Annotated in this window: 24 protein-coding genes; 16 read left to right on the top strand and 8 right to left on the bottom strand. The window is 62.1% G+C overall.

Features of this window, described 5'->3' with window-relative positions; genetic code table 11:
- Positions 1-18 precede the first annotated feature (18 nt).
- From I554_RS0120690 to I554_RS0120680, 3 genes are all read right to left on the bottom strand, one after another.
- On the bottom strand, positions 19-822 hold the full coding sequence (locus I554_RS0120690) for a xanthine dehydrogenase family protein subunit M (protein WP_024574876.1): 804 nt from the start codon (positions 820-822) through the stop codon (positions 19-21).
- A gap of 26 nt (positions 823-848) precedes the next feature.
- Positions 849-1,334: a (2Fe-2S)-binding protein gene (locus tag I554_RS0120685; RefSeq protein WP_006021304.1), complete on the bottom strand. Its 486-nt coding sequence runs from the start codon at positions 1,332-1,334 to the stop codon at positions 849-851.
- 207 nt (positions 1,335-1,541) lie between these two features.
- Entirely contained in the window at positions 1,542-1,991 is a 450-nt protein-coding gene (locus I554_RS0120680) for a carbon monoxide dehydrogenase subunit G (RefSeq protein ID WP_024574875.1), read from the bottom strand.
- A 214-nt stretch (positions 1,992-2,205) separates the two neighbouring features.
- Here I554_RS0120680 and I554_RS0120675 point away from each other — a divergent pair, with 214 nt between their 5' ends.
- From I554_RS0120675 to I554_RS0120665, 3 genes are read left to right on the top strand one after another with little or no spacing between them, the layout of a single operon-like run.
- Entirely contained in the window at positions 2,206-3,561 is a 1,356-nt protein-coding gene (locus tag I554_RS0120675; protein WP_024574874.1) for a 3-carboxy-cis,cis-muconate cycloisomerase, read from the top strand.
- Positions 3,562-3,586: 25 nt separating this feature from the next.
- A complete protein-coding gene (gene pcaD, locus I554_RS0120670; RefSeq protein ID WP_024574873.1) occupies positions 3,587-4,369 on the top strand; it encodes a 3-oxoadipate enol-lactonase in 783 nt (260 codons plus the stop codon).
- An 8-nt stretch (positions 4,370-4,377) separates the two neighbouring features.
- Entirely contained in the window at positions 4,378-4,770 is a 393-nt protein-coding gene (locus tag I554_RS0120665) for a carboxymuconolactone decarboxylase family protein (RefSeq protein WP_024574872.1), read from the top strand.
- On the opposite strand, the gene I554_RS0120660 is transcribed toward I554_RS0120665, so the two are convergent.
- A complete protein-coding gene (locus tag I554_RS0120660) occupies positions 4,743-5,276 on the bottom strand; it encodes a hypothetical protein (protein WP_024574871.1) in 534 nt (177 codons plus the stop codon). The genes I554_RS0120665 and I554_RS0120660 overlap by 28 nt on opposite strands.
- 283 nt (positions 5,277-5,559) lie before the next feature.
- Positions 5,560-5,724, bottom strand: coding sequence for a hypothetical protein (locus tag I554_RS27395; protein ID WP_192817768.1), 165 nt, complete (start codon positions 5,722-5,724; stop codon positions 5,560-5,562).
- A 235-nt stretch (positions 5,725-5,959) separates the two neighbouring features.
- Here I554_RS27395 and I554_RS0120650 point away from each other — a divergent pair, with 235 nt between their 5' ends.
- The 6 genes from I554_RS0120650 (at position 5,960) to I554_RS0120625 (ending at position 11,387) form a co-directional block, all read left to right on the top strand.
- Positions 5,960-6,874, top strand: coding sequence for a branched-chain amino acid ABC transporter permease (locus I554_RS0120650; RefSeq protein ID WP_024574869.1), 915 nt, complete (start codon positions 5,960-5,962; stop codon positions 6,872-6,874).
- Positions 6,875-6,882: 8 nt separating this feature from the next.
- Complete coding sequence (gene livM / locus I554_RS0120645; protein WP_024574868.1) at positions 6,883-8,223, top strand: high-affinity branched-chain amino acid ABC transporter permease LivM; 1,341 nt, start codon at positions 6,883-6,885, stop codon at positions 8,221-8,223.
- On the top strand, positions 8,223-9,062 hold the full coding sequence (locus tag I554_RS0120640; protein ID WP_024574867.1) for an ATP-binding cassette domain-containing protein: 840 nt from the start codon (positions 8,223-8,225) through the stop codon (positions 9,060-9,062). The genes livM and I554_RS0120640 overlap by 1 nt, the downstream gene beginning before the upstream one ends.
- Positions 9,059-9,793, top strand: coding sequence for an ABC transporter ATP-binding protein (locus tag I554_RS0120635; protein ID WP_024574866.1), 735 nt, complete (start codon positions 9,059-9,061; stop codon positions 9,791-9,793). The genes I554_RS0120640 and I554_RS0120635 overlap by 4 nt, the downstream gene beginning before the upstream one ends.
- Positions 9,793-10,155: a DUF6867 family protein gene (locus I554_RS0120630; protein ID WP_024574865.1), complete on the top strand. Its 363-nt coding sequence runs from the start codon at positions 9,793-9,795 to the stop codon at positions 10,153-10,155. The genes I554_RS0120635 and I554_RS0120630 overlap by 1 nt, the downstream gene beginning before the upstream one ends.
- Positions 10,156-10,271: 116 nt before the next feature.
- Positions 10,272-11,387: a branched-chain amino acid ABC transporter substrate-binding protein gene (locus I554_RS0120625; protein ID WP_024574864.1), complete on the top strand. Its 1,116-nt coding sequence runs from the start codon at positions 10,272-10,274 to the stop codon at positions 11,385-11,387.
- A gap of 64 nt (positions 11,388-11,451) precedes the next feature.
- On the opposite strand, the gene I554_RS0120620 is transcribed toward I554_RS0120625, so the two are convergent.
- Positions 11,452-12,186, bottom strand: coding sequence for a cytochrome c biogenesis protein CcdA (locus I554_RS0120620; protein ID WP_024574863.1), 735 nt, complete (start codon positions 12,184-12,186; stop codon positions 11,452-11,454).
- A 95-nt stretch (positions 12,187-12,281) separates the two neighbouring features.
- Between I554_RS0120620 and I554_RS0120615 the strand changes: the two genes are divergently transcribed.
- Positions 12,282-13,286: a P1 family peptidase gene (locus I554_RS0120615; RefSeq protein WP_024574862.1), complete on the top strand. Its 1,005-nt coding sequence runs from the start codon at positions 12,282-12,284 to the stop codon at positions 13,284-13,286.
- 181 nt (positions 13,287-13,467) lie between these two features.
- Positions 13,468-13,737, top strand: a complete 270-nt coding sequence (locus I554_RS0120610; RefSeq protein WP_024574861.1) for a hypothetical protein — start codon at positions 13,468-13,470, stop codon at positions 13,735-13,737.
- A 103-nt stretch (positions 13,738-13,840) separates the two neighbouring features.
- Here the strand turns inward: I554_RS0120610 and I554_RS0120605 are convergent, their stop codons facing one another.
- Both I554_RS0120605 and I554_RS0120600 read right to left on the bottom strand, forming a co-directional pair.
- Entirely contained in the window at positions 13,841-14,998 is a 1,158-nt protein-coding gene (locus I554_RS0120605) for an outer membrane beta-barrel protein (RefSeq protein ID WP_244432808.1), read from the bottom strand.
- A gap of 133 nt (positions 14,999-15,131) precedes the next feature.
- Entirely contained in the window at positions 15,132-15,872 is a 741-nt protein-coding gene (locus I554_RS0120600; RefSeq protein WP_024574859.1) for an EF-hand domain-containing protein, read from the bottom strand.
- Positions 15,873-16,142: 270 nt separating this feature from the next.
- On the opposite strand from I554_RS0120600, the gene rpe reads away from it, so the two are divergent.
- From rpe to I554_RS0120575, 5 genes are all read left to right on the top strand, one after another.
- On the top strand, positions 16,143-16,844 hold the full coding sequence (rpe, locus tag I554_RS0120595) for a ribulose-phosphate 3-epimerase (protein WP_024574858.1): 702 nt from the start codon (positions 16,143-16,145) through the stop codon (positions 16,842-16,844).
- Between the two features lie 103 nt (positions 16,845-16,947).
- Positions 16,948-18,255, top strand: a complete 1,308-nt coding sequence (purB, locus tag I554_RS0120590; protein ID WP_024574857.1) for an adenylosuccinate lyase — start codon at positions 16,948-16,950, stop codon at positions 18,253-18,255.
- A gap of 4 nt (positions 18,256-18,259) precedes the next feature.
- Positions 18,260-18,799, top strand: a complete 540-nt coding sequence (locus I554_RS0120585; RefSeq protein WP_024574856.1) for an MOSC domain-containing protein — start codon at positions 18,260-18,262, stop codon at positions 18,797-18,799.
- A gap of 51 nt (positions 18,800-18,850) precedes the next feature.
- Positions 18,851-19,654: a glutamate racemase gene (murI, locus tag I554_RS0120580; RefSeq protein ID WP_024574855.1), complete on the top strand. Its 804-nt coding sequence runs from the start codon at positions 18,851-18,853 to the stop codon at positions 19,652-19,654.
- 83 nt (positions 19,655-19,737) lie between these two features.
- Positions 19,738-20,139, top strand: coding sequence for a cupin domain-containing protein (locus I554_RS0120575; RefSeq protein WP_024574854.1), 402 nt, complete (start codon positions 19,738-19,740; stop codon positions 20,137-20,139).
- Positions 20,140-20,196 lie beyond the last annotated feature (57 nt).

Below are 20,196 nucleotides of genomic sequence, written 5' to 3'. Positions count from 1 at the left end.
CGACAAACTCCAATAGCGCTACTTTGCTGTGGCGGCTTCCACGGCCCGGCGTGCGAGCACACCGATCAGGTGCGCACGATACTCCGCGCTGCCGTGAATGTCGCTATTGAGGCCATCGGCGGACACCGTCAGCCCGTCAAGCGACTTCGGCGAAAAACGTTTCTTCAGCGCTTCCTCGAACTCGGTGACGCGGAACACGCCGTCACCGCCTGCGCCAGTCACCGCCACGCGCACATCAGATGGGCGCCGCGCGACGAACACGCCGACCAGCGCATAGCGCGAAGCCTGGTTGCGGAATTTCTGATACGCGGCCTTTTTCGGCAGCGGAAACATCACGCGGGTGATGATCTCGTCCGGCTCCAGCGCTGTCGTGAACAGGCCCTGGAAGAATTCCTCCGGCTTCAGCCGGCGCTTGTTGGTGACGATGGTCGCACCCAGCGCCGTGACGGCCGCGGGATAATCCGCGGTCGGGTCGTTATTGGCTAGTGATCCACCGATGGTGCCCTTGTGGCGAACGGCGGGATCGCCGATCAGGCCGGCAAGCTCGGCAAGCGCCGGGATCGCCTCACCGACAACGGCGGAGTTGGCGACTTCCGCGTGGGTCGCAGTCGCGCCGATCACCAGATTGCGGCCCTTCATCTCGATGCCGTTCAGCCCCTCGATGTGGCTGAGATCGACCAGATGCGGTGGGCTGGCAAGCCGCTGCTTCATGACCGGCACCAGCGTGTGGCCGCCGGCGATCAGCTTGGCGTCCTCGTTCTTGACGAGAAGATTGGCGGCCTGCCGCACAGTCCCCGGACGATGATATTTGAAGTCGTACATGAGCGGTCCTTCGGGAACGGCGTCGGTTACGCGAGATCGGATTTGGCCATCGCCTTGGCGCCGGCCGCGATCGACAAGACGATGTTCTGGTAACCGGTGCAGCGGCACAGATTACCTTCGAGTTCTTCCCGGATCACTTCGTCGCTCAGGTCGTGCCCCTTGCGATGCACGAGATCAACCGCCGTCATGATCATGCCGGGCGTGCAGAAGCCGCACTGCAAGCCGTGATGTTCGCGGAAAGCCTCCTGCATCGGATGCAGCGGCGCACCGTCTGCGGCGAGGCCCTCGATGGTCTTGACCTCGTGCCCGTCGGCCATCACCGCCAGCGTGGTGCACGACTTCACGGCCTTGCCGTCGAGATGGACGACACAGGCGCCGCATTGCGAGGTGTCGCAGCCGACATGGGTGCCTGTCAGGCGCAGATGCTCCCGCAAAAACTGGACGAGCAGCGTGCGCGGTTCGACCTTCCCTGTCACGGGATTGCCGTTCACGATCAGTGAAATCTTGGCCATCAACACTCTCTTGTTTTCAGCTTGGCGCCCAGATTGTGGGACTCAAGTTCTGGGACTCACGCAGCACCGCATGGCGCGGCGCAAAACGCGTTTATAATGGTTCCAAATTCATAATATGGGCCATTGCGACAATGAGCAACCTCATGGCGCGCCGCTTCCGGACAAGAAGGCTTGATTTGTACGAGGACCTGATATGCCGAAACGGCCTTAGCCCGTCTTCACCGCGTCAGCGAATTTGGCGAAGAATTCATCGGCCAGCTTCTTGGCCGCGCCGTTGATCAGCCGCTGACCGAGCTGCGCGAGCTTGCCGCCGATCTGGGCCTCCACATTATAGCTCAGAAGCGTGCCGCCATCCTTTTCCGCCAGCGCCACAGTGGCGCCGCCCTTGGCGAACCCGGCGACACCGCCCTCGCCTTCGCCCGAAATCTTGTAGCTGTTCGGCGGATCGAAATCGCTGAGCGTGACCCGGCCCTTGAAGCGCGCGGACACCGGCCCGACCTTCATCTTGGCGACGGCCTGAAACTGGTTGTCGCCCGACTTTTCCAGCTCCTCGCAGCCCGGAATGCAGGTTTTCAGCACGGCTGGATCGTTGAGCTTTTCCCAGACCACTTCGCGGGAAGCAGGAAGCTGCACCTCGCCCGTCATCGTCATTGCCATGTGCAAGCCTCCCTTTAACTCAATGGCCGCGTCCCGCGGTTCTGCCAGTGTCAATTAGGATACAGCGCCCGCAAAGGAAAGGGTATCGTGCGGGAGGGAGCGTTGCAAAACTTACGCAATGCACCCGGCAAATGTCGCTTCATGTTGCGGCGCTTTCAGCAATGGGTATCGCGCTATTGGCACGCTTCTGCGCGTTGGATAGGGTCCGCGCATCATGAGTTCTTCCCTGCCTCCCCTGCTCGCACCCTTGCTGTCGAGCGCCGCCATGCGCACTGTGTGCGACGATGAAGTCTATTTGCAGCATATGCTGGACTTCGAGCACGCCCTTGCGCGCGCTGAAGCCGCGGTCGGCATCATTCCAGCCAGCGCCGTCGTCAGCATCGCAAAAGCCTGTCACGCCGAATCGTTCGACCGACCCGCGCTGGCCGAAGCAGCCGTACAAGCCGGCAATCTGGCGATTCCGCTGGTGAAAATGCTGACTGCGAAGGTCGCCAGTATGGACCCGTCCGCCGCACGTTACGTGCACTGGGGCGCGACCAGCCAAGATGTGATCGACACCGCCACGATGCTGGGCCTGCGCGCCGCCATCAACGCCTTGATCACGGATCTTGACCGCGCGATTGCAGGGTTTGCCCGCCTGGCGATCCGGCACCGCGAGACCGCAGTTGTCGCACGCACATGGTTGCAGCATGCCCTGCCGATGCCGTTCGGATTGAAGCTGGCGGAATACGCGGCGGCGCTGCATCGCTCGCGCGAGCGGCTAAAGCGTCTCCGCCGCGAAACCCTCGCCCTGCAATTCGGCGGTGCCGCCGGAACGCTCGCCGCCCTTGGCGACAACGGCCTCAAGGTCGCCGAACAGCTCGCTCAGGAATTATCGCTGCCGCTGCCGGACGCGCCATGGCACACCCATCGCGACCGAATCGCGGACGTGGCGTCGGCACTGGCCATTCTCACCGGCACCTGCGGCAAGATCGCCCGCGACGTCTCGCTGATGATGCAGACCGATGTCGCGGAAGCCTTCGAGCCTGCGGACGAAGGCCGCGGCGGGTCGTCGACGATGCCGCACAAGCGCAACCCGGTTGCCGCTGCAAGAGTACTGGCGGCCGCGACAATGGCGCCAAATCTTGCAGCGACGATCATGGCCGCTCAGGTTCAGGATCACGAGCGCAGCGCCGGCCCCTGGCATGCCGAATGGCCGACATTGCCGACGCTGCAACTGGTCACATCGGGAGCGCTTGAGGCGATTGCAGAGATCGCCGAGGGACTCGAGGTCGACCCCGAGCGGATGCGCGCCAATCTCGACATGACCCAAGGCCTCGTGATGGCCGAGGCCGTATCGATGGCGCTGGCGGAAAAAGTCGGCAAGAGCGAAGCGCATCACATCGTCGAAGCCGCAAGCCGCAGGGCCATCGAAACCCGGCGGCATTTGCATGAAGTTCTCGCGGAAGATACACGCGTCACGACACATATCGACACAGGCACACTCAAGGGCCTGTTCGATCCGATGGCCTATCAGGGCGTCGCGCAAACGCTGATCGACCGGCTGCTGGCATCGCTGGCCAGCGAATAACAACAAGAACTCACGGAGACCCAATATGCCTATGATCGACGCCGACGGATGCCTGCTCAATGTCTCGGTAGAGGGGCGCGACGGCGGACCAACGATCATGCTGTCGAATTCGCTCGGCGCGACGATGCAGATGTGGGAGCCGCAAATGGCGGCGCTGACAAAGCTGTATCGCGTCATCCGTTACGACCGGCGCGGCCATGGCAAGTCCGGCGTTCCAGCCGGTCCATATTCGATGGAGCGTTTCGGCAAGGACGTGCTGGCGATTCTCGACGATCTCAATATTGAAAAAATCCACTGGTGCGGCCTGTCGATGGGCGGAATGGTCGGACAGTGGCTCGGCGCCAACGCGCCGGAGCGGATCGAGAAGCTGATTCTCGCCAATACGTCCTGCTACTATCCCGATCCAACCAACTGGCTGAACCGCATCAAGGCGGTCAACGAAGGTGGGATCGCATCCATCGCGGATGCCGTTATTGCTGCCTGGCTGACGGCGGATTTCCGCGAACGCGAGCCGCAAATCACCGCACGCATGAAGGCCATGCTGATCGCCACCCCGGTGCAAGGTTATGTCGCCTGCTGTGAGGCATTGAGCCGGCTCGACCAGCGCGACCTGCTGCCCCGCATCACCGCGCCGACGCTGGTGATCGCAGGACGCCACGACGTCTCGACGCCGGTCGAAGCCAGCGTGTACATCCGCAGCAACATCCCCAATGCAAGCATGACCCTGCTTGACGCGGCGCACATTTCCAATGTCGAGCAGCCGCACAACTTCACCGAGGCCGTGGTCGGCTTCCTGACCCAGCGCTGAGAGAAACCATGGACGACGATCAACGCCGCGATCAGGGCACGGCAAAACGGCGCAAGGTGCTCGGCAACGCCTGGGTCGATAAATCGGTGACCGGCAAGAACGCATTCAATGCCGACTTCATCGATCTCATCACGCGCTACGCATGGGGTGATATCTGGACGCGTCCGCATTTCGACGAACGTACCCGCCGCGTGCTGGTGATCGGGACCATGGTGGCGCTCGGACAATGGGACGAATTTCGCCTCCATGTGCGCGCAGCCTTGAGCGAAGGCGGTTTCACACCGGACGACATCAAGGAAATCTTGCTGCAGCAGGCGATCTATTGCGGCGTCCCCGCCGCCAACCATGCGGTCAAGGAAGCCGCCGCCGTGGTTCAGGAATTAGGGCTGCTCGAGAAGTAGGTGTGATGCGGCTCCGCCGCTGACGCCGCCGGCTCGCTGGAAGGCACAGTTGCCTGATCGGTATCGACGATCAGCAAAATCGCGGCGCCGATCAGCAACAGCGATTCACTGGCATGAAGCCGCAGCGCGGCGAGTTCGCCGACTTTTGACGCCGCGATCAGGCTTGCCATGCTGATGAAGGAGCCAACCCCAAGCGCGAAAGCCAGCGCCTCGTCGGCTCCGCCCTTGTTGCGGATCGCCGCACGGATCACCAGCAGCAGAAACACGAAGAAAAACGCGGCTACGATGACTTTGGAGAGCGCGAGCAGCCACGCGACGCGGATGGTTCCCATCGCCGAGAGAGTCACAAAGTCGCTGACATACATCGCGGCGGCGATATTGGTGCGATCATAAAAGCCACGGATCGGCGAGACCCAGATCTTCATCGCCGAAATCACCCATGACGGGATGAAATAGCACGCCAGAAGCACGCCATTGAACGTGCTGATCCGCCAATCCTTCGGCATGCCGCCTCGCCCTGATCTGAGGGGCATAGCGCTTCGAAACTGGCGCTTCGATCATGCCCCGGCCAAAGCGGCGCCCTGTTGGACACCGCAATGATGATCGGCGGAGCTAACGCCCCTCAAAGGCGAGCGGCAATTTAAACCCTTTCTTAACCTTAACGGCGCCCCCGGCCCTGTGGACAACCGGCCCGGAGCGCCGCGCCAAAGAAAAATCCCGCCTTTCGGCGGGATCTCCCTCAGACTGTCCGAACGGAACAATCAGGGCATGAAGATCATGCCCGAAAATTCAATGTCCGCCCTTTTGCTGGTCCTGCTGGCCTGGCTTCTGGCTCGGGTCCTGCTGCTGCTGGCCCGGCTTCTGACCGCCGCCTTGCTGCTGCTGACCCGGCTTCTGGCTGGGATTCTGGCTCTGCTGGCCCGGGTTCTGGTTCGGATTGTTCTGGTTACCCATGTTGACTCTCCTTCATTGAACATAGCCCCAACGGTCGGCATCTGCATTGGTTTCAGAGGAACCCGAGTTCCGGCGTGACCATTTCGCGGCAACGCAAACATCGTGGACGACGACCCCACGCCGCACCCGGTACGGTTGCCGCACCCAGTTCCCGCTGTTAGAAAATGAGACGACGCGACGATCCGGCTGCCGGGGCCTTCGACGTGTCGAGAGATTTGCTCAAACGCGGCAGCCCATGGATTATTTCGCCCAGCAACTCATCAACGGACTGGTGCTAGGCTCGATCTACGGCCTGATCGCGATCGGTTACACGATGGTGTACGGCATCGTCGGCATGATCAATTTCGCCCACGGCGACATTTTCATGATCGGCGGATTCATCGCCCTCATTACGTTCCTCATCCTGGTTTCGATCGGCCTCACGGCGATTCCCGTGATCCTGCTGCTGGTGCTGCTGGTGGCGATGGCCGTCACGGCGCTGTATGGCTGGACCGTCGAGCGGATCGCCTACCGTCCATTGCGGCAATCATTCCGCCTCGCGCCGATGCTGTCCGCGATCGGCATGTCGTTCGTCCTGACCAACTACGCGCAGGTGTCGCAAGGCGCGCGCGTCAAGCCGGTGCCCCCTGTCATCACCGGCGGTTATACGCTGTTCGAGAACGACGGTTTCGTGGTGCGGCTGTCGAACATCCAGATCATCGTTGTCGTCACCACCGTCATCCTGCTTGCGATCTTCTCGTGGCTGGTGGCCCGCACACGGCTCGGCCGCGACATGCGCGCCTGCGAGCAGGATCAGACCATGGCGGCGCTGCTTGGCGTCGATGTCGACCGCACCATCTCGATGACGTTCGTGATCGGCGCGGCGCTCGCCGCGGTCGCTGGCATGATGTACCTGCTCTATTACGGCGTGGTCGATTTCTTCATGGGCTTCGTCGCCGGCATCAAGGCCTTCACTGCGGCGGTGCTCGGCGGCATCGGCTCCCTGCCCGGCGCGATGCTCGGCGGCCTCCTCATTGGCCTGATCGAGACGTTCTGGTCCGCCTACTTCTCGTCCGAATACAAGGACGTCGCGGCGTTCTCGATCCTGATCGTCGTCCTGATCTTTCTTCCGACTGGCCTGCTCGGCCGTCCGGAAGTCGAAAAAGTCTGAGAGGCAGCGTGGCGCGTCCGACCGATCCCGCCGCCCGAGCGCCCAAAGCCGCCGCTGCTGCTCCGCACGGCGTCGCTTTCATTCTCAAGAAATCCCTCATCAGCGCCCTTGTGGCGCTGGTTCTGTTTTCGTTGATGATCGGCATCCGGACCGAAGCCGGACCGGAAGGACAACTGATCTACTGGACGCGGTTCGGCGACCTCGCCGCACTCGTGGCCGCAGTGTTTTTCGGAAGCATCATTGTCGAGTTGCTGCGACAGTGGATCGGCCCGTCAAAAAGCATCACTCTAATTCCAGAGTCCGCCAAAGGCACGATTGATACCCTTCGCCGTTTTCTCGCCCCGGCGCTTCTTGTCTTTGCCCTGCTGGTGCCGGTGATCTTTTATGATCAGCGCTACATCCTCGACCTCGGCATCCTCGTGCTGACATACATCATGCTCGGATGGGGTCTGAACATCGTCGTGGGTCTCGCCGGCCTGCTGGATCTCGGCTACGTCGCGTTCTATGCGGTCGGCGCCTATTCCTACGCGCTGCTGGCGACGACGTTCGGCCTGTCGTTCTGGGCATGCCTGCCGCTGGCCGGCATTCTCGCCGCATTCTGGGGCGTGCTGCTCGGTTTCCCGGTGCTGCGGCTCCGCGGGGACTATCTCGCCATCGTGACGCTGGCCTTCGGCGAGATCATCCGCCTCATCCTGCTTAACTGGCAGCATGTCACCGGCGGCCCCAACGGCATTACTGGCATTCCGCGTCCGTCGTTCTTCGGCATTCCGTTGACCAACACCGACGACGGGCTGGCCGCCCTGCTCGGCATCGAATTCTCCACCACGCACCGCGTCGTGTTCCTGTTCTATCTGATCCTCGCACTCGCCCTGATGACAAACTGGGTCACCATTCGCCTGCGCCGCCTGCCGATCGGTCGTGCATGGGAAGCATTGCGCGAAGATGAGGTGGCATGCCGTTCGCTCGGCATCAACACCACGACAACGAAACTCACGGCCTTCGCGACCGGTGCAATGTTCGGCGGCTTTGCCGGCGCGTTCTTCGCCACCCGCCAGGGCTTCATTAGTCCTGAATCCTTCACGTTCCACGAATCCGCACTTGTGCTCGCCATCGTCGTTCTCGGCGGCATGGGCTCGCAGCTCGGCGTCGCCCTCGCCGCACTTGCGATGATCGGCGGTTTTGAACTGTTCAGAGGACTGGAGCAGTTCCGCATGCTGGTGTTCGGCTCGGCCATGGTGCTGCTGATGATCTGGCGCCCACGTGGCCTGATCGGCCACCGCGCACCGTCGGTGTTTTTGGAAAAACCGACGCAAATTTCATCCACCATGGTCAAGGAAGGCCACCGCTGATGGCGGGCACCGGCGACGACATTCTCCACGTCGATCATCTGTCGATGCGCTTCGGCGGCATCATCGCGGTCAACGATCTGTCGTTCACCGCGAAGCGCGGCGACATCACCGCACTGATCGGCCCGAACGGCGCCGGCAAGACCACCGTGTTCAACTGCATCACCGGCTTCTACAAGCCGACCACCGGCATGATGCGTCTCGTTCACGAAGATCGCCGCGAGTTCCTGCTGGAGCGGCTGTTCGATTATCGCATCTCCAAGGTCGCGAAGGTCGCGCGCACGTTTCAGAACATCCGGCTGTTCGCGGGCATGACCGCACTGGAAAATCTGATGGTGGCGCAGCACAACGCGCTGATGCTGGCGTCGGGCTACACATTTCTCGGCCTTGTCGGCGCGCCGGGTTTTCGCCGCGCCGAGGACGAAGCCATCGAACGAGCGCGCTATTGGCTCGACCGCATTGGTTTGACCGCACGCGCTGACGATGCCGCGGGCAACCTGCCCTATGGCGACCAGCGGCGGCTCGAGATCGCGCGCGCCATGTGCTCCGAGCCTGCACTTCTCTGCCTCGACGAGCCAGCGGCTGGGCTGAACGCGCGCGAGAGCGACGAACTGAGCGAATTGCTCCGCGCAATCCGCAACGATCACGGCACATCGATCCTGCTGATCGAACACGACATGTCGGTGGTGATGGAAATCTCCGACTGCATCTTCGTGCTCGATCATGGGGTCAAGATCGCCGCAGGCACGCCGCGAGAAATCCGCGACGATCCAAAAGTCATCGCCGCGTATCTCGGCGCTGACGAAAAGACCGCCATCGAGGTGATGGAGGGTGGCACATGAGCGAGCCCCTCCTCTCCATTCGCGGACTGGTCGCCGCCTACGGCAACATCGAAGCCCTGAAGGGCGTCGACCTCGACATCAACGCCGGCGAGATCGTGGCTCTGATTGGCGCCAACGGCGCCGGCAAGTCGACGCTGATGATGTCGGTGTTCGGGCGGCCACGCGCGCGCGCCGGCACGATCGAGTTCGACGGCCGGGACATCACCAACGAGCCGACCCATCATGTCGCGCGGTTGCGCATAGCGCAGTCCCCGGAAGGACGACGCATCTTCCCGCGTATGACGGTCGCGGAAAACCTGCGCATGGGCGCGGACGCCGCTGTCGAGAGCACGGAAGCGGAGCGGAATGAAGATCTCGAACGCGTTTTCACGCTGTTCCCCCGCCTCAAGGAGCGCATCGCACAGCGCGGCGGCACATTATCCGGCGGCGAGCAACAGATGTTGGCGATTGGCCGTGCACTGATGAGCCGTCCACGGCTCCTGATGCTGGACGAGCCGTCCCTGGGCCTCGCACCGCTTATCGCGCGGCAGATTTTCGACGCCGTCCGCACCCTCAACCGGCAGGACGGCCTGACCGTTCTGATCGTCGAGCAGAACGCCAACCATGCACTGAAACTGGCGAGCCGCGGCTACGTGATGGTCAACGGCCTGATTACGCTCAGCGGAACCGGCGAGGAACTGCTGGCGCGGCCGGAGATCAGGGCAGCTTACCTTGAAGGCGGGCGACGCTGATGCAGCAGTTTTACGCCAACGAATCCGTTTTTCAGGTGCTGTTCATCACCCTGGTGCTTGGCGGCGGATGCGCGTTGCTCGCGGGCCGCGCGATTGCGCTGACGTGGCGAAGCATCTGGATTGCGGCCGTTGCCATGATTCCGATGGGACTGGCGGTGCGATTCGTGCATTTCGCGCTGTTCAACGAAACCCTGTGGCAGCCGGCGACCTATCTGCTCGAAACCGCAATACTGATGACCATCTCTTGCCTGGCATTTCAGCGCACCCGGGCTTCGCAGATGGTGAAACAGTATTACTGGCTGTACGAACCGAGCGGCCCCCTTGGCTGGCGGCTGCGGCAAGATGCGCCATCCAACTCCTGAGCAGGTGCCAAAATTGCCGATGACTTGGCGGTAAAATCAGCCGACAATGCGCGGGATTTATTCGCCCGGCGGGCCGTCTGGCCACGCTCCTTCGAGACCTTCATGAGGACTGTCCTATGAAATCGATCCACATCCTTGGCCTCGCACTCGGCGCGTCGATTGCCATGTCGACTGCTGCGTTTGCGCAAGACATTTCTGTCGCCGTCGCCGGCCCGATGACGGGCAGCGAGTCAGCCTTCGGCCGCCAGATGAAGAACGGCGCGGATCTCGCCGTCGCCGACCTGAACGCCGCGGGCGGCGTCAACGGCAAGAAGCTCGCCCTGCAAATCGGTGACGACGCCTGCGATCCGAAGCAGGCGCGCTCGGTAGCCGAGAAGCTCGCAAGCTCGAAGGTGCAGTTCGTCGCCGGTCACTTCTGCTCGTCGTCGTCGATCCCGGCGTCGGAAGCCTACGCGGAAGGCAACGTGCTGCAGATCACCCCGGCCTCGACCAATCCGGTGTTTACCGAGCGCAAGCTGTGGAACGTTCTCCGCGTCTGCGGCCGCGATGACCAGCAGGGCCTTGTCGCCGCGCAGTACATCGTCAAGGCGTTCGCCGGCAAGAACGTCGCCATCCTCAACGACAAGACCACCTACGGAAAGGGTCTTGCGGACGAGACCAAGAAGGCGCTGAACGCCGCCGGCTTCAAGGAAAAGCTGTTTGAATCCTACAACAAGGGCGACAAGGACTTTAACTCCATCGTCTCCCGCCTGAAGCGCGACAACATCGATCTGGTCTATGTCGGCGGCTATCATCAGGAAGCAGGCCTGATCCTGCGCCAGATGCGCGATCAGGGCCTGAAGACCATCCTGATGGCCGGCGATGCGATGAACGACAAGGAGTTCGCCTCGATCACCGGCGCGGCTGCAGAAGGCACGCTGTTCACCTTCGGCCCCGATCCGCGCAACAAGCCGACCGCGAAGGCCATTGTTGAGAAGTTCAAGTCGAAGGGCATCGATCCTGAAGGCTACACACTCTACACCTACGCCTCGTTCCAGGTCTGGTCGCAGGCCGTCAACAAGATCAAGAGCACCGATCCGAAGAAGGTCATCGAGGCCATCAAGGGCGGCGAGTGGGACACCGTGCTGGGCAAGCTGTCGTTCGACGCCAAGGGCGATATCAAGCTGCTCGACTATGTCGTCTACAAGTGGGACGCCAAGGGCAACTACGCCGAACTGAACAAGGGATCGTAAGCATCCCTTTCAACGAACAGCATGATGATGGCCGGGCTTGCCCGGCCATTTTCTTTGCTGGCCGTTACCCGAAGTTCTGCAACGCCGGAAAGGTTTCCAGCAGCCAGATGCTCACATCCGTGACTGCGCCGGTAAGGAATCCGATTCCCACCAGAATCATCAGCACGCCCATCACGCGTTCGACGGTGGCGAGATGTTTTTTCATCCGCGCGAGCACTGATGAAAACTGCTCCACCATAAATGCCCCGATCAGGAACGGAATGCCAAGGCCTGCGGAATAGACCGCGAGCAGCCCTGCTCCCTTCGTGACCGTTGTCTCCGACGCCGCCACCGACAGGATTGCCGCGAGGATCGGCCCGATGCATGGCGTCCAGCCGAACGCAAACGCTAAGCCCATGACGTAAGCGCCCCACAGCCCGACAGGCTTGGGAATCGGGAGGCGCCCCTCGCGCATCAGGAAGCCGATCCGTGTGAGCCCGAGGAAGTGCAGCCCCATCAGAATGATCGCGATGCCCGCAACAATCGACAGTTGCGCCGACCACGCGCGGATCAGCCCGCCGACGAGGCTGGCGCTGGCGCCGAGCGCCACGAACACGGTCGAAAATCCCAGCACAAAGATCAGTGCCGACAGCATCACCGCCCGCTTGGACGCCTTCTGCTCCTCGTCGTTGGCGACATGCTCGATGGTCGCGCCCGTCAGATAGATCAGATACGGGGGCACCAGCGGCAGCACGCACGGCGAAAGGAAGCTGATAACGCCGGCGGCGAGCGCGGCGGGGATGGAGACGTCCTGGATCATGCCGCTTATTGCACTGTCGCCCATATGCTATGCAAGCTCCTGTCTCCATCGTTCCGTTTGTTGTGATCGGAACGTGACCGGGAAAGAGAAGCGATATGAAGAACCTGCTCACCGACATCCCCGGCGTCCGCGTTGGCCATGCCCATGACGCGGCGGTCGCATCCGGAGTGACCGCCGTGATTTTCGACAGAGCAGCGGTCGCTTCCGCCGATGTTCGTGGCGGCGGCCCGGGCATCCGCGATGGCGCCCTGCTCGAACCGGTCAATACCGTCGAGCGCATCGATGCCATCGCGCTCTCGGGAGGCTCAGCGTTCGGGCTTGAAGCTGGCGGCGGCGTGCAGGCTTGGCTGGCCGAGCAAGGACGAGGCTTCGCGGTCGGCAACACCCTGATCCCGATCGTTCCGGGAGCCGTTCAATTCGACATGCTGAACGGCGGCAACAAGAAATGGGGCCGCTTCCCGCCCTATCGCGATCTGGGATACACGGCGGCTGCCGCCGCAACCGACGGCGCATTCGCGCTCGGCAGCGTCGGTGCAGGATTCGGCGCGACCACCGCCAATTTCAAAGGAGGACTTGGTTCCGCCTCCGCTGTGATGGCCAACGGCGTACGAGTGGCGGCTATCGCGTCCGTCAATGCCGTCGGCAATGTCAATGTCGGCGATGGACCGTGGTTCTGGGCTGCGCCTTTCGAGCAGAACAACGAATTCGGCGGATATGGCCTGCCGTCTGCGTTCACTGCGGACATGCTCGCGATGCGGCTCAAGGGCGGTCCTGCCGCGACGGCGATCGAAAACACTACACTGGCCATTGTCGTCACCGACGCTATCCTGACGAAGCCGCAGACTCAGCGGCTTGCAATGATCGCGCAGACCGGATTCGCCCGCGCGATATATCCGGTCCATGCGCCGCTCGACGGCGACATCGTGTTCGCGGCAGCGACCTGCGAGAAAACGATCGATCCGCTATACGGCCTGACCGAACTCGGCGGCGTGGCTGCGAACGTCGTCGCACGCGCCATCGCGCGCGGCGTCTATGAGGCGAATGCGCTGCCTTTCGCCGGCGCATTGCCGTCGTGGAAAATGCGGTTCGGAAAGCAGTGACTGATTTTGCCGTGCGGCTGCTTACGTATTTGTCCGTAAGTAGTCACGCATCATGCTGTCGCAAATTGCAGAAAACCTCTGCCGTTTAAGGTTATCTTTTCCTTTCGATTGCAGTCGGCATTCTCCGCAATACGGTCCGCGGCGTGCACAACGTCGTGCACGTAACAGTGGAGAAAACGTCATGAAGAAAATGCTGTGTCTGGCCGTTGTCGCGACCGCGTTCATCAGTGCCCCCGCCCTCGCAGGAGGTGGTGGCGGCGGCAAGGGTCTGAACGTGGGAGCGAACGTGCTTACCGGCAAGGGCGGCGTGCTCGGCTTGCTTGACGGCCGCGGCGCTCTCGTCGTCAACGCGGCGGTCACCACCGGCAAAGGCGGCGTCCTCGGCGCCGTGCTCGGCAAAGGCGGCGCTCTTGGCGGACTGCTCGGTGGCGGCTGCGGCTGCGGGCACTGACGTCTAGACCACTGCAAGACCGCGAATGAGTTCCCCCACATCCCAAGTCTCATTCGCGCGGCAGCCTGGTCCGCACTCCCCCCTGCTTGATCAGGCTGCCACCCTAACTTTTGGTGACAGGTTTGTCCTTCAACACATCTTTCGCCCCGTCCTTTGCGAAGGGTGAAAACTTCTTCGTCAGCGACGATGAAATAACGAACGCGCTGGCTTTCTCACCCGAGATCAATGTGCCTTGCGCGCGCGTGAGATCGAGGCCGATCGTATAGCCATTTCCCAGATCGTGCGACGCGCCGATGCCGTAGGTCAGCGTCTGCGCGCTGAAGCGCGAATCCAGGTAGTCGGTGGTGGCGTAGCCGATCGCCGCCGTCAGGGTCAGTTGCGGCTCAACCAGCCAGCTCCCCTTCGCTGTATAGGCTGTATCGATTGTGATCGGCGAGATCGGAAATGTGGTCTCTCCGGCCCGGCGGTAGGCAGCGAGATCGATTGTAAACGCCGCAATCCGCCAGGACAGACTGGCATCGAACAGCGTCGTATTCACGTTGGTAAAATCGACGTCGTGGAAGGTCGCATACAACTGCGAGAGCGAGCCGAACACCGTGATGTCCTTGTCCTGATACTTCGCGAACAGAAACGGCTGCACGCGCTCGTTATCACGACGATAGCCGAAATCATCCAGTTCCTTTTGATAGCGCCGCACCGACAGGTTGACCGACGCTCCAACCTCGAACCTGTCGGCAACATAGGCGACGCCGGGGATAAGCGTGCCCCGCAAATAGACCTGTGGATTGGGCAGAAAATCCTGAAAGATCGCGTTGGTCTGGTTCAGGCTCGAACGGGCACCCTCGACCGTCGTGAAAACCTTCACGGAGCCGAACTTCGCTTCGCCCTTGACCGACTGCACGAAATCCGACGAGCGGAGATTGTAGGTGTTGGTATCGGTGATAGTCGTGGTAGCCGCGATGCTGGCATCGTCACCGCCGTACGTTCCTCGCAGCACGACCTTTCCCGCCAATGCAGGCACGGCCAACGGATTTGCGTACTGCGTCGTGCTCGCTTCCGCGGCAACGCCGTAACTGTAGTCTTTCTCCTTGGTGCCGGCGGCAAGCGCAGTGTCCGTTCCGATGAAAGCGCTGCCGCCGATTCCACTGCCGGTCGAGAATTGCGGATTGGTGTCGTATCCGCCGCGCAACCGCAGCGACGCGACGAAGTCGTCCTCGGCATGAGCGCTGCACGCAACAACACCGATGATGGCAGCGCTCACCCATTTCTTCAGCACAACATGCACCCTCGCAACGAATTCGCGTGGGTGTGATTACCGGGCTTGTGTGGTTAGCGACTGATGAAAATCGCACTTTTGTGCGTAGTGCTACCGATGCAGACGGTATCCGCTACAGTCAGATTTTGACGGAGACGGACTGTTTCGCTGCGGCGGCAAGAGAGTCGGCTTGACGCTGCACCATCCGCTCGACCAGATTGTATTGCGACGACGCGCTGCTCGACGAGCCCGAAGCCGCGGGCTGGCTGATGGTGATCTTCGACCCGTCAGCGTAGGTCAGCGTGGTGGTAATCGAACCGTCGCTGTTCGTAGTCGAAGTGCTCGAAGCGCTCTGGAGCGCCTGCATCAGCGCATCTGCGCCGCCACCGGTCTGATGCGCGTGAGGATGACCGCGGCCCTTGCCCTTCAGCGCCGTTGCCATCTCGTCGAGGTTCACCGAGCCGTCGCCATCGGCATCCATCTTGCTGAAGACGTTATCAGCGGCTGCGATATTGGTGCCGCCCGCACCGAGCTTGTCCTCGAATTCGGCTTTGGTGATCTTGCCGTCGCCGTTGGTGTCGATCTGCGCGAACAAGTCCTTCAGCGCGCCGGACGGACTGGCCTTGCCGGAAGAATCCTGTGCTGACAGCAGCGCATTGAATGTCGATGGCGAGAGCGCTCCCGCCGGAGCCGGACCAGTCGAGGATACAGATGTTGCGGTCTGCGTGCTGCTGTTGGATCCGATCACATCAAACAGCGAATTCGTTTGCTTGACGCCCGTCGTCGAGCCCGATTTCGCAGGCGTCAGCGAGGACAGCAGATCCAGTGCTGTTCCGGCGGCGGCAGCGGCAGCTCCAACGGCACCTGCGGCAAAAAACATCGCAATACTCCCCGAGACCGCGCACGCGGCCTGATCGTCCGCCTGTTATCCAGCAATTGCCGTGCCGCTGCGGAAACCCAGCAAATCTAGGGCTTTCATGCACCCGAGGACACGATCTGACGCGGCAATTTCTGCCGCCACGGGCAGGATTTGCCGCGTGCCGCGCGTGGTTCCTGTGCATGCCGCATGGGTTACATTGCCCACACACGGGTGGCGTGTTAGGCGAAACACCTGATCCCTGCTGCGCCAAGGGCAACACCGGAAACCGCCATGTCCCAACCCTTCGCACCCCGTCCGCTGATCATCGCGCCATCGATCCTGGCATCTGATTTCTCGAAGCTCGGCGAGGAAGTCCGCTCCGTCGATCAGGCCGGCGCCGACTGGATCCACCTCGACGTGATGGACGGCCACTTCGTGCCGAACATTTCCTACGGTCCCGACGTCATCAAGGCGATGCGCCCGCACTCGAAGAAAATCTTCGACACGCATCTGATGATCGCACCGTGCGATCCATATCTCGAAGCCTTCGCCAAGGCCGGCTCCGACATCATCACCGTGCACGCCGAGGCGGGCCCGCATCTGCATCGCTCGCTGCAGGCGGTCCGCGCCCTCGGTAAGAAGGCCGGCGTGTCACTCAATCCGGCAACGCCTGCGAGCGCGATCGAATACGTCATCGACATGATCGATCTGGTGCTGGTGATGTCGGTCAATCCGGGCTTCGGCGGACAGTCGTTCATCCCCGCCGTGCTGGAGAAAATCTCGCAGGTCCGCGCCATGTGCGCCGGACGACCGATCGACATCGAGGTCGACGGCGGCGTCACCGCCGCCAATGCCGCGGAAATTGCGGCCGCTGGCGCCAACGCACTGGTTGCCGGATCGGCCGTATTCAAGGGCGGCACGATGGACAGCTACAGGGCGAACATTGCAGCGATCCGGGGTGCAGCGGCGTCCGCGCGCGGCGAAGCGATTTAGGCCCAAAAGGCCTGATTTTCCGCACAGAACTGCACGTGAAGGGTGGCCTCACAGGATACGATCTGCTAAAGCGCGGCGTAATCCCCAACCCTACGAGTTCGCGATGATTCCCCGTTATTCCCGCCCCGAAATGGTCTCCATTTGGGAGCCGCAGACGCGTTTCAAGATCTGGTTCGAGATCGAGGCGCATGCCGCCGACGCGCTGGCTGAACTGGGCGTGATCCCGAAAGACGCTGCGAAAACCATCTGGGCCAAGGCTAAGGATGCGGTCTTCAATGTCGAGCGCATCGACGAGATCGAGCGCGAGACCAAACACGACGTCATCGCCTTCCTGACGCATCTGGCGGAAATCGTCGGACCCGAAGCGCGCTTCGTGCATCAGGGCATGACCTCGTCGGACGTGCTCGACACCTGTCTCAATGTGCAGCTCGCACGCGCCGCTGACATCCTGATTGCCGACACCGACAAGGTGCTCGCCGCGCTGAAGACCCGCGCTTTCGAACACAAGATGACGCCGACCATCGGCCGCTCGCACGGCATTCACGCCGAGCCGGTGACTTTCGGCCTCAAGCTTGCTTACGCCTATGCGGAATTCACCCGCGCGAAAGAACGCCTGATTGCCGCGCGCAAGGAGATCGCGACTTGCGCCATTTCCGGCGCAGTCGGCACCTTCGCGCAGATCGACCCGCGGGTCGAAGCGCATGTCGCCAAGGCCATGGGCCTCACTGTCGAGCCGATCTCGACGCAGGTGATCCCGCGCGACCGCCACGCGATGTTCTTCGCGACGCTTGGTGTGGTCGCGTCCTCCGTGGAGCGTCTCGCCACCGAAATCCGCCACATGCAGCGCACCGAAGTGCTGGAAGCCGAAGAATTCTTCTCCGAAGGACAGAAGGGCTCGTCGGCGATGCCGCACAAGCGCAACCCGGTGCTGACGGAAAACCTCACCGGCCTCGCGCGTATCGTCCGTTCCGCCGTCACACCTGCTCTGGAGAACGTCGTGCTCTGGCATGAGCGCGATATCTCGCACTCCTCCGTCGAGCGCATAATCGGCCCCGACGCGACCGTAACGCTGGACTTCGCGCTCAACCGTCTCGCTGGCGTGGTCGAAAAGCTGCTGGTCTATCCGGCCAACATGCAGAAGAACCTCGACCGCCTCGGCGGCCTCGTTCACTCGCAGCGCCTGCTGATCGCGCTTACCCAGAAGGGCGCTTCGCGCGAAGACGCTTACAAGCTGGTCCAGCGCAACGCGATGCCGGTGTGGCGCGGCGAAGGCGACTTCCAGTCCTTGTTGAAGAAGGACGCCGACGTGAAGAAATATCTGTCGGACAAGGAGATCGAAGAACAATTTGATCTCGCGTATCACTTCAAGCACGTCGATACGATCTTCAAACGGGTGTTTGGGGCAAGCTGAACTGATGGCCGTCGTCACCGCTGTCAGCCTTCGCAAAGGCCATCATTTCAGCAAGACGAACGCCCTCAGCATCCGGCTGCTGAAAGGCCTCGGTGTCGACGGCGACGCGCATATGGGCGAGAGGGTGAGGCACCGCTCGCGCGTCGCGAGCGACCCTCACCAGCCGAACCTGCGTCAGGTCCACCTGATCCACGAGGAGTTGTTCGACGAACTGGCTCCGAAAAGCTTTGTCGTGCGGCCCGGCGAGATGGGCGAGAACGTCACCACCCGCGGCATCGATCTCCTTGGCCTGCCGACCGGCACCCGGCTGCACCTGGGCGAGAGCGCCATTGTCGAGGTCACCGGCCTGCGCAATCCCTGCATCCAGATCGACCGCTTTCAGAAGGGCCTGATGGCCGCAACGCTGGACAAGGATGCAAACGGCAATCTCGTGCGGAAGGCCGGGGTCATGAGTGTCGTTCTGGCGGACGGCGACGTCCGTCCCGGCGACGCCATCCGGGTTGAACTGCCGGAGGGGCCGCATAACCCGCTGCTGCCCGTCTAACCGCCCTGATTACAACAAAGTGGTAACCGCAGATCGGCTATCATGTCCTTTGTGTCCCACGCCCCTACGATCCTGGTTTTCGATTCCGGCCTCGGCGGATTGACCGTTTTCCGCGAGATCGTGAAGCTGCGGCCGGGCGCGCGTTACACATACGTCGCGGACGACGCCTATTTCCCCTACGGCCAGCACACCGAGGACGAGATCATTGCGCGGGTCGTACCGCTGGTCGGAGACCTGATTGCCGAGCACACTCCAGACCTTGTGGTCATCGCCTGCAATACCGCCTCAACGCTGGTGATGACGCACCTACGCCAAGCCTACACCGTCCCGTTCGTCGGCACCGTGCCCGCCATCAAGCCGGCTTGCGCGTCCTCTCAGACCAAGCGCGTTTCGGTGCTCGGCACCAAGGGCACCGTGAAACGCGAGTACACCAAGAAACTCATCGCAGACTTCGCGCAGGGCTGTGACGTGACGCTGGTCGGTGCGGAAAATCTGGCGAGCCTCGCGGAAGCTGCCTTGCGCGGCGAGCGCGTCAGCGACGAAGCCATCGCCGCCGAGATCGCACCCTGTTTCCTCAACGGCCAAAATGGTGATGGAGCGCGGACAGACACCGTCGTGCTGGCCTGCACGCACTATCCTTTGCTGATCGACCAGATGGTCGCGCTGGCCCCCTGGGGCGTGGACTGGATTGACCCCGCGCCTGCCATCGCCCGGCGGGTCGGTGATCTGCTTGGCTCCGCCAACGGCGCTGGCGAAACACACGATGCGCGAATCTTGTTCACGTCGGGACAAGCGCCCTCGCCGGTTCTGGCCAAGGCACTTGCGCCGCTGTTCGGCGCCAGCCTCGTGAACTGAGAACCTCCCTTCCGCCGGTAACATTGGGCTGCTAGCCTCCCGCGCGATCTGTTCCGAAAGAGAACAGCGAAAGGGAGATACACATGCTCAGGAAGACAGTGCTTTGCGTCTCGGTTCTCGCGCTCGCCGGCATCGGCGCAGCCCTCGCACAACAGCCGCCCGCAGGGATCAAGCGCACGCCATTACAGACGGCCCCGTTCCCGGAGGGCTACAACACCGTCACCGGCCTCGCCGAGCTGGCGCCCGGAACCAAGGCTGGCCGCCATACCCATCCGGGCATCGAAACCGGCTATGTTCTGGAAGGCGAACTGGTGCTGTCCATCGACGGCCAGCCGGACAAGACGCTGAAGGCCGGAGATTCCTACCAGATCCCGGCAGGCGCGGTGCATGACGCCGCGGTTCATGGGGATAAGCCCATGAAAGTATTGGGAGTTTACGTCGTCGACAAGACCAAGCCGCTGGCCTCCCCAGCCCCGGCAAAATAGCCGAACTGTTTGACTTCGCGGCCTTTTCTACCTATGAACACGTTGCTCGCGGGCCGG

Source organism: Afipia sp. OHSU_II-C1 (assembly GCF_000497575.1).
Lineage (GTDB): Bacteria > Pseudomonadota > Alphaproteobacteria > Rhizobiales > Xanthobacteraceae > Afipia.
This window is presented reverse-complemented; position numbering and strand designations above follow the sequence as displayed.